General features: G+C 66.3%; 7 protein-coding genes. 2 read left to right on the top strand and 5 right to left on the bottom strand.

The annotated features are described in order from the left end of the window. Together ABW137_RS17055 and ABW137_RS17050 are read right to left on the bottom strand one after the other, a co-directional pair. Window positions 1–1,838: AMP-binding protein (locus ABW137_RS17055; protein WP_526402045.1), on the bottom strand; the 1,838-nt coding region annotated here is incomplete at its 3' end. Window positions 1,839–2,229: 391 nt separating this feature from the next. Then, window positions 2,230–3,156: an SDR family oxidoreductase gene (locus ABW137_RS17050; RefSeq protein ID WP_526402043.1), complete on the bottom strand. Its 927-nt coding sequence runs from the start codon at window positions 3,154–3,156 to the stop codon at window positions 2,230–2,232. Window positions 3,157–3,241: 85 nt separating this feature from the next. On the opposite strand from ABW137_RS17050, the gene ABW137_RS17045 reads away from it, so the two are divergent. Then, window positions 3,242–3,808: a TetR family transcriptional regulator gene (locus ABW137_RS17045; RefSeq protein WP_526402041.1), complete on the top strand. Its 567-nt coding sequence runs from the start codon at window positions 3,242–3,244 to the stop codon at window positions 3,806–3,808. A gap of 21 nt (window positions 3,809–3,829) precedes the next feature. On the opposite strand, the gene ABW137_RS17040 is transcribed toward ABW137_RS17045, so the two are convergent. Beyond that, a complete protein-coding gene (locus tag ABW137_RS17040) occupies window positions 3,830–5,254 on the bottom strand; it encodes a sugar porter family MFS transporter (protein WP_526402039.1) in 1,425 nt (474 codons plus the stop codon). 104 nt (window positions 5,255–5,358) lie between these two features. Continuing rightward, window positions 5,359–5,943: a TetR/AcrR family transcriptional regulator gene (locus ABW137_RS17035; protein ID WP_526402037.1), complete on the bottom strand. Its 585-nt coding sequence runs from the start codon at window positions 5,941–5,943 to the stop codon at window positions 5,359–5,361. A gap of 265 nt (window positions 5,944–6,208) precedes the next feature. On the opposite strand from ABW137_RS17035, the gene ABW137_RS17030 reads away from it, so the two are divergent. After that, complete coding sequence (locus ABW137_RS17030; RefSeq protein WP_526402035.1) at window positions 6,209–6,538, top strand: hypothetical protein; 330 nt, start codon at window positions 6,209–6,211, stop codon at window positions 6,536–6,538. A 13-nt stretch (window positions 6,539–6,551) separates the two neighbouring features. Here the strand turns inward: ABW137_RS17030 and ABW137_RS17025 are convergent, their stop codons facing one another. Then, a complete protein-coding gene (locus tag ABW137_RS17025) occupies window positions 6,552–7,325 on the bottom strand; it encodes an IclR family transcriptional regulator (protein WP_526402033.1) in 774 nt (257 codons plus the stop codon). Window positions 7,326–7,606: the final 281 nt, after the last annotated feature.

Genomic DNA, 7,606 nt, shown 5'->3' with positions numbered 1-7,606 from the left:
AGCAGACCGTTCTCCAACGTGAACGGCGTCGTCTCGACGATGAAGTCCCGGGGAATCTCATAAGACTGCAACCCGGCTTCTCGTGCGACGCTCTGAAGGGCGTTGCTCAGCAGCGGTTTGACTCCTTCGACGGAACCGCCTGCGCGGGCCAGAGCGTCGTCGGTCGGGACGATCACCGCAAGGAGATACGAGCGGGCGCTGTTGCCGTACACGAAGATCTGACGCACGGACTGATGCCCGCCGTAGGCCGCTTCGAGCTTGGAGACCGTTACGAACTCGCCCTGCGACAGCTTCAGCACGTTGTTGCGCCGATCCACGTAGATCAGTTCGTCGTCGGCGATCTCGGCGAACACGTCGCCCGTGTGATACCAGCCGTCGGCGTCGAAGAGCTCGGCCGTCACCTCGGGCCGCTTGTAGTAGCCAGGGATCACGTCGGCCGACTTGACCCACAGTTCACCGCGGGGATGGGGCCGGTCGGTCGCGAAGTACCCCAGCTCGGGCACGTCCACCAGCTTGTAGTCGATCACCGGAGGACGACGGATCTGGCCGTCGACCAGGACCACGCCGTCCTCGGTGGAACCGTAGCCGTTGATCAAATGGATGTCGATGAACTCCTCGACCCATTCGCGAAGCTCGGGTGAGATGGGGGCTGACCCGGTCAGCGCCGAGAACTGGCGCCCACCAAGGAGATTCTCGCGCTGTTCGGCCATCACGCGGGCCTCGACGGCGTCGCGGTCGTCGCCGTCGGCGGTGCGACGGTCGGTCTCGCTCTGCACTTCCTGGAAGAGCATCTCCCAGATGCGGGGGACGAGGTCCAGCTTGGTCGGACGCACCAACGCCAGATCGTCGAGCAGCGTGGACAGATCGCTCTTGGCCGCGAAGTAGGCGGTGCCGCCCGCGCCCAGCGTCGAGTACAGGATCACGCGTCCCATCACGTGGCTGACGGGCATGAAGCTCAGCGTGATGGCTGGCAATCTGCCGTCGGTGTCCCAGTCGGGGCTGAACCATCCCCGCCAGGAGTTGGCCATCAGTCGGTCGGTGTACATGGCGCCCTTGGGGGTTCCCGTACTGCCGGAGGTGTAGATCAGCAGTCGTAGTTCGTCACCGTCGCCGCGGGTTACTTCAGGGCCATCGGTGTGCCGTGCGCCCGCGGCGATCACGTCGTCGAGGGCCTCGACGCTCACGTGGCGCGCTGCGAGGCGGTCGGTCGCGGCCGCGAAGGCTTCGCGCTCGGCGTCGACCTGGGGGTGGTAGTCGAACACCACCAGACGCTGCGGTGCATGCGCGGTGAGCGCGAGTTGGACGGCATCGTCGAGGTGATCGACGCTGGAAAGCATTGCCACCGGCTCGGTTTCGAGCAGGATCGGCTGTAGCTGCGGCACGGGGGCGCTGGTCTGCAGAGGAACCGCGACGGCGCCGACCAACGACAGGGCCATGTCGACGACGGCGTAGTCGGCGCTGGTGAAGCCGAGCGTCGCCACCCGGTCGCCGGGCCGAACGGGGTTGTCGGTCAACGCATCGGCGAGCGCACGGACGCGGGCCCACGTCTCACGGTAGGTCAGGGTGTCGAAGCGGGGCTGCAACTCGGCAACGGTGCGGCCGGAGTCGTCGGTCACGTACTCGACCGCTCGCTGGCCGAGCGCGGGCCGGTCGGCGTAGCCGGTCATCACTTTGCGAATGACGTCGGCGAGCACGGTGCCGGGTTCGTTGAGCGAGGCGGTGATCGTTGGATCAGGCTGGGCGGCAACGAGTTGCGGGTCCCCAGATTCGGAGGTCAACCGTTCGAAGCGACGAAGGAGCCGTGTCTCGCGTGCAGTGGCGGGGTGTGGAGTCGACATGAGATCTCCTCTGAAACATCAGGTAATCGAATCGCTAGTGCGCGTTGAACAGCGCATCAAGAAAAACTACGTTAGCAAAGCTAAATATTCCTGATGGATTGCTGTGCGTAGCTGTGAGGAAGTGAGCGCCATCACGTCCCCTGGGGCGAGGACGGTGTGGGCGACGTTGGTTCTCAACGCCTTTCAGCTATCGACCGGCTGGCGAGGCCGACGTCTCGGCAACATCGGTGACGTGCCGTTTGTCCGCGCGCGTGCGTAGCCGGGCCGCTGCCGAGCACAGCCGTCGGCGCGGGCGGTCATGGGCGCGACGACGCCGCCCCTCGCGGCTCGGTGGGGAGCGCGCGGTGAGGTATCTCACCAGGGGCGGCGCCGTCGGCGGGCGGGCGGACCGCTACGAGCGAACGGGGGTGAAGTAGTGGCCCGCGTCGAGATCGATGAGAAGTCGGGGCTGCGTGGGTTGCCAGTCCATCAGCTCTCGGGTGGTGGCGCTCGAGGCAGGGCTGTCGATCCCGAGGAAGCCTGCCAGCCAGCCGAAGTGCGCGCCGGACTCGTCGGGCGCGATGGACACGGTCGGGATGTTCAGGTGCTTTCCGATCACCTCCGCGATGTCACGGACCGCGACGCCCTCGTCGTCGACCGCGTGCAGCACCGAACCGGCAGGCGCCCCTTCGACGGCGAGCCGGAAGAGCTTTGCGGCGTCGGTACGGTGCACGGCGGGCCAGCGGTTGACGCCGTCGCCGATGTATCCGGACACACCCTTGTCTCGGGCGATGCCGACCTGGGTGGCGATGAAGCCGTTGTCGCCGTCGCCGTGCACCGTCGGGGGCAAGCGCAGCACGCAGGAACGCACGCCGCGGGATGCCAGTGACAGGACGTACTGGCCGTTGGCCTGCCTGCCCTGTATGGCGGCGGCAGCCGACGCATCGGGCTCCCGACCGTCTTCCTCGGTGGCCACCCGACCGGACACGACCCCGGTGGTCCCCGACGCGATCACCAGCGGTCGATCGGAGCCCTCGAGCGCGGTTGCGAGAGCCTCGATGGCCTGACGATCCGCCGCCACCGCGCCGTCGTAGTCTCCGGCGAAGGCAATGTCGTGCTTGAACGCGAGGTGGACGACCCCGTCGGATGCCGCTGCAACGTCCCGAAGACCGTCCAGATCATCCAGGCTGCCGCGGTGCACCTCGACACCTGCGTCCGAGAGTGCGGCAGCCGACTCCTCGGACCGCGCCAGCCCAACGACCTGATGGCCCGCGCCGAGCAGTTCCGGAACGACGGCGGAGCCGATCCAGCCGGACGCGCCGGTTACGAGAACACGCATGTAAAACCTCCACTATTTGATGTCAGCAGCTGACATCACCACCATAGCCGCGATGTCAGCCGCTGTCATCAACTAATATCTCCACATGGCCCGATGGCAGCCCGATGCGCTCGGCCGCTTGCAGGAGGCGGCACTGGAGCTCTACGCCGAGCGCGGTTTCGAGCCCACCGCGGTGGCCGACATCGCAGAGCGGGCGGGGCTCACCGAGCGCACGTTCTTTCGGTATTTCGCCGACAAGCGGGAGGTCCTGTTCTCGGGGTCGGAGGGCCTGCTCGAGGTGATGGCGAACGCCGTTGCGGGCGCCGCCGCGTCGCTGACGCCCATCGACACCGTCGCCGTGGCTCTCGACGCCACTGCCGCCTTCTTCACGGGCCGACTCGAGCACGCCCGACGGCGTCAGGCCGTCATCGACGCCAACCCCAGCCTCCAGGAGCGCGAGCTGACCAAGCTCGCGTCAATGGCGGCAGCGGTCGCCGCGGCATTGCGCGGCCGCGGTGTGAGCGATCCAGCCGCCGCACTGGCGGCCGAGGCGGGCATCTCCGTCTTCAGGAGCGCGTTCGCGCGATGGATCGACGAGTCGAACGAACGGGACCTGGCCGAGCTGATGCGGGAGACACTCGGCGCGCTGAAATACGTTGTCGCGGAACGGTGATGCCGAAGATGCGCACGGCGCCTAGCTGGCAAAGTCCTTTGGCCGGAACTTGCCCTCGCTCAGCTTGCCTTCGATCACCTCTAGGCTCTTGCCGGTGAGATCGGGCATTCGGAAGTAGACGAACAACCAGGCGGCGACGTTGAACAGGCCGTATAGCCACATCGACGGGCCGACCCCGATCCCGCTGATCAACGTCAACAGGGTCAGCGTGATGAGCAGGTTGGTGCCCCACAGGGCCGCCGATTGCGCCGCCGTGCCTGCGGGTCGCACGGCGAGCGGGTAGGTCTCCGAACCCGTCAGCCAGCCCATCAGCTGAAGGCCGCCTGCGTTGAACAGCATGAACACCACCAGGCAGGCGATGATGAAGGGGATGGAGTCGCGACCGCTGTTGCCGGACACGAACAACCAGCCCAGCACGAATAGGCTGATCGCTGCGCCGGGAATCATGATCAGGGTCAGCCTGCGCCTGCCGACCCGGTCGATGATGGTGAGGCCGACGAGCTGCGCGACGAGGTAGCTGACGCCGAGCGCCACGGAGACTTCGAGGGCAACGGATTCCGAGAAGCCGTTGTCGGTCAAGATCGTTGGCGAGTAGTAGATGATCATCTCGATGCCGCTGAGCTGAGTGAAGATGGCGATGCCGCACCCGAGTATCAGCGCGGGGCGCACCCAGGCCGCGCGCAATCCCGACCACCCGCGCGTCTTGGCCGTCTTCTCCTCGTGGGCCAGATCGGCCATCTCGTCGAGTTCGGCTTCGACGTCGTAGCCCGATGGGCGGACCCCGTCGAGCACGTCGCGTGCCTTGTCTCGCTCGTCCTGCTTGACCAGCCACCGTGGGCTTTCCGGCAGCCGCAGAAGAAGACCGAGCATGATGGCGGCAGGCACGGCCGCGATCCCGATCGACCACCGCCACGGGATCGACTCGGATGCACCGACGATGGTCGCGATGACGATCCCGACCCCGATCGCGATCTGGAAGCAGAGCACCAGACGCCCGCGGTACTTCGGCGGAGCCAGCTCGGCGACGTACATCGGTGCGGTCTGGGTGGCGCCGCCGACCGCGAAGCCAAGGATGAGTCGCCCGACGGACAACAACTCCGGATTGGGCGCGACTGCGCACGCCAGCGAGCCCACGACGAACACGACGGCGAGCATCACCAGAGTGCCCTTCCGTCCTCGCTTCTCGGAGAGGTAGCTACAGGTCAGCGCCCCGATGACGGCGCCGAGGAGGATGCTCGCGGCGATGACCTGCTTCCAGGACTCGGCGATGCCGAAGTCCTTGGTGATCTGCAGGAGGGCGCCTGAGATGATGCCGGTGTCGTAGCCGTACAACATGCCCGAGACGGCCGAGACCAGCGCGACGATGACCACCGCGCCGGTCAACTGTCCGGGAGCCTTTCCGCCGGCCCCCGACGCGTCCTCTGCCGTGTCCTCGATGGAACTCATACGCCGGGCCTCCAGCCGTGATGACATCGTCGTCGCCAAATCGTGCTGGGTGGCTATACCCGCAAATTCGGGCGCGTAACTCCGCTGGGGTCGAGTTGGGTGGATCAACTCACGCTGCGCGTCAGCAAGTCCGCAAGATCGTCGAGGTAGTCCTCGTCGACGGGACGTCCGTGCACGACCCGCCAGTAGGTCGGCGCGGCTAGGAGGTCGAGCAGCAAGTCGACTTGACGTGGCGTGATCTCGCCGCGCCGCTCGGCGCGTTCGAGCGCTTCGCGACCCCATGCCCGGCGGGGATCGCCGATGTGGGTGGCACTGGCCTTGGCCAGGGCCGGGTTTCGGTCGTACTCGGCGATCAGGCTCGGCAGCACGGCGCGCATGCGCGGGTCGGTGAGCCAGTCGGCGACCGCCTGCAGAAGTGCCCGGAGGTCACCGCGCAGCGTCCCGGTGTCGGTGGGTGGGTCGGCAGGCACGCTGAGGTGGGCAAGGAGATCGGTGACCATGTCGACCTTCGACGGCCAGCGGCGATAGAGGGCGCTCTTGCCGACGCCGGCACGTTTGGCTACCCCTTCCATCGACAGCTTGGCGTAGCCGTGCTCGACGAGGGCGTCGACCGCGGCGACGGTGATCGCGTCGGTGACCGCCGGGTTGAAGACGGCCGCTCCGGTGGGTTCGCGTCGTTCCGAGGGCATGCGACCACGGTATACCGGAGCGGACGGTACCGGTTCGTCCATTCGGCGGAAGATCGAGGTGCCTGCCTCGTGCATGCGCGAGTGGGCCCGAGTCCGAGTGAGAAGGTGCATACCCTCCGCACAGCCTCTACACATCCCAGCGGGGGTACCGTCCGATATTAGGAAGCAGGTGTAAGCACTCAAGCCTCTTCCGTTATCCCGGAACGGCTCTGGATCGAATGGACGACCCGGTGCGCCGCCTCCGGTACTAGGTACAGAGGTTCACATGATCGACATCAAGAAGATCGCCGCCGGGACCGCCATCGCGGGAGCGCTCGGGTTCGCCGCGATCGGAATCGGTACGGGCGTGGCGAATGCCGCACCATCTCCTGTCGTGGCGCAGACGGCGTGGGCCGAGAATCCAGGCGGCCACGGGCCAGGTCCGTGGGGTGGTGGGCCCGGTTGGCGCGGCGGGCGCGACGGGCGCGACTGGAACTATGGGCGAGGCTGGAACGACGGCCCGGGTTGGGGACCGCCGATTTACGGGTACGGCGGCTACTACGGCCAGGGTGGCTGCGTCACCGGCCCACTGGGGCTTCTGCACTTCTGCAACTAGGACGGTGCCCTCGTCAGGGAAGTCTGGCGGCGATCTCTCGGGCGGCCGAAACGACTTGTCGCCCAGCATGTTCGATGCTCTCTTCGGGCAGCCGGTGGGTGAGGAAGCTGACGCTGAGGGCGTGGGACGAGGCTCGACCGGACGTCGTGGGGATGGCGGCCGCGACGCACGTCAACTCTTCTTCGGCCTCCTCCCTGTCGACTGCGAAGCCGCGCTCTCGGATGTCCTTGATCTCGGCGGTCAACTTCTTCACCGACGTGATCGTGTGCGGCGTCAAGGCAGGCAAGCCGACCGCGGAGACGATCTCGCGCCAGTCTGCGTCGGGCATCGACGCCAGCAACGCCTTGCCGAGCGCCGAGGCGTGCCACGGATCCACCTGGCCGATCTCGGTGACCTTCTTCACCGACCGGCGTCCCTCGATGACCTCGATGATGACGACGGCGCGGTCCTTCTTGACGGCGAAGTTCACGGTCTCGTTGAACTCGGCGACCAGTCGTTCCATCGTCGGGAGGATCGCATCCGACGGCACCTGTCCGGAGTACGCCCTTCGGCCTAGGCGGAACATCTCCCAACCCAGCCGGTACTGGTTCGCATCGAAGCGTTCGATGAACCCCAGCGAGGCGAGACTGTTCAGGTAGCGCAAGACCGTTGCTTCGTTGAGCGTCGTGCCCCTTGCGATTTCGGTCAAATTGGCGGAACCGGCGTCCGCGACGCACTGAAGGATCCTGGTCGTGCGCTCCACTCCGATGAGGCTCGAACCCTTGTCGGACGGCGCATCGGATTTCACCCAGTGAACGGTACCAGTACTCACTGAAGTCTCAGGCGTCACGGGTCGGATCTGGCCGACCTGTTGACAGCAGCCCCAACGTCTCCTAGATTTTCATTTGTTGAAAGCAACATTCACTCAGTGAAATTCGCGACTGGTCTTCGGACGGGGTCGAGAAGGAGATGCGATGTCCACCGCAGCAGCAGGAAACACCTCGACCATCACGGACGGCATCGATGGCGGAGCCATCACGGACGGCATCGATGGTGCCGCCATCCTGAGGTCGCAGGGGTTCCTGCCCG

Source organism: Mycobacterium sp. (assembly GCF_040509115.1).
In the GTDB taxonomy this organism is placed as follows: Bacteria; Actinomycetota; Actinomycetes; order Mycobacteriales; family Mycobacteriaceae; genus Mycobacterium.
This window is presented reverse-complemented; position numbering and strand designations above follow the sequence as displayed.

Bases quoted from the DNA above. Each gene is read 5' to 3' on its own strand.
- ABW137_RS17040 (WP_526402039.1), bottom strand. From the start codon at position 5,254: ATGAGTTCCATCGAGGACACGGCAGAGGACGCGTCGGGGGCCGGCGGA.
- ABW137_RS17030 (WP_526402035.1), top strand. From the start codon at position 6,209: ATGATCGACATCAAGAAGATCGCCGCCGGGACCGCCATCGCGGGAGCG.
- ABW137_RS17035 (WP_526402037.1), bottom strand. From the start codon at position 5,943: ATGCCCTCGGAACGACGCGAACCCACCGGAGCGGCCGTCTTCAACCCG.
- ABW137_RS17045 (WP_526402041.1), top strand. From the start codon at position 3,242: ATGGCCCGATGGCAGCCCGATGCGCTCGGCCGCTTGCAGGAGGCGGCA.
- ABW137_RS17050 (WP_526402043.1), bottom strand. From the start codon at position 3,156: ATGCGTGTTCTCGTAACCGGCGCGTCCGGCTGGATCGGCTCCGCCGTC.